This window comes from Caballeronia sp. EK, from assembly GCF_014384845.1.
Classification (GTDB): domain Bacteria; phylum Pseudomonadota; class Gammaproteobacteria; order Burkholderiales; family Burkholderiaceae; genus Caballeronia; species Caballeronia jiangsuensis.
This window is the reverse complement of the sequence record NZ_JACSUE010000077.1, coordinates 1-1,027: the sequence shown is the minus strand read 5'-3', so window position 1 is coordinate 1,027 and position 1,027 is coordinate 1. Positions and strand designations below refer to the sequence as shown.

General features: G+C 57.7%; 1 pseudogene. It reads right to left on the bottom strand.

The features are described 5' to 3' along the window. Positions 1-114: 114 nt before the first annotated feature. Positions 115-597: pseudogene (locus tag IAG25_RS41160) on the bottom strand (IS5 family transposase); the annotation flags it as partial. Between the last annotated feature and the right edge of the window lie 430 nt (positions 598-1,027).

Genomic DNA, 1,027 nt, shown 5'->3' with positions numbered 1-1,027 from the left:
ATGCACACCGATCTTGCTCATAGGCGGGAGTCCATGTACGGATATAAGTCTGCAGCCTGACCTCTACACCGTCACACCCAACATCACCTGGCAAGCCGGGAGGCGTCCATATAAGCTCTTGTGTCCCGCCCACGCCTGAATGAGCGTGCCGTCGACGCTGAAGTGCTCGCCCGACAGGTGGCCACGCACGCGCGCCGTCTCAACGGTCTCGTTGAACAGACTGACGATGACATCATGGAGCATCAGTCGGTCGCGGTTTTTACTGAATGTTGAGTGGTCCCAAACCGCATCGTCCATCGCCAGTCCGACAAACCATCGAAACAGCATGTTGTAGGAGATTTGCTCCATCAGCATGCGTTCGCTGCGAATCGAATACAGCACTTGCAACAGCAAAGCGCGAATCAGGTTCTCCGGCGCGATGCTGGGGCGGCCCCCCTTTGCTTCGCTCTCGTACATGCGCGAAAACACCGCGTCCATGCGCGTGAGCGCCTCGTTCAGCCACAGGCGAATCGGTCGCAGGGGATGATTGGCAGGAACGAAGTCGTCGAGCTTGGACATCGTGAACATCGATTCAGTGTAGCCGTCCGCTCCGCGCATCGCTTCAGTCTCAATGGTGTTCGATTCCTTTATTCAACGTTTCTCCCCCGCACAAGGATGACCCGTGTCCAGGGTAATTCAACAGCCTGTTAGTCTTACTGTGTCATAAAATGTGTCGAGGCAGAACTGCAGAATGGGCATCGCTGGAGCCGCTTAGCGACGTGCGCAGCGATGCACCAGCGCAGCGTGGCGATCGAGTCAGTCACGTGGCGCTGCGCGCGCTGGGGAGCCGCGTGGCACGTAGTCCGAGGGTAAGCCAGATGTGTCGCGGATCGCAGCGTTTTTTTTACCGCTTCCCTGAATGAGGTGTGAACGCCGGTCTAAATCCGACACTAAGCGACGGCGTCGTGGAATTGATCCGCTAAACGAGCGGTTTCTCGTTGAGGAATGGCAGGGAGCGTGCAGCCGGGCACTGATGGCGCTTTGTGCG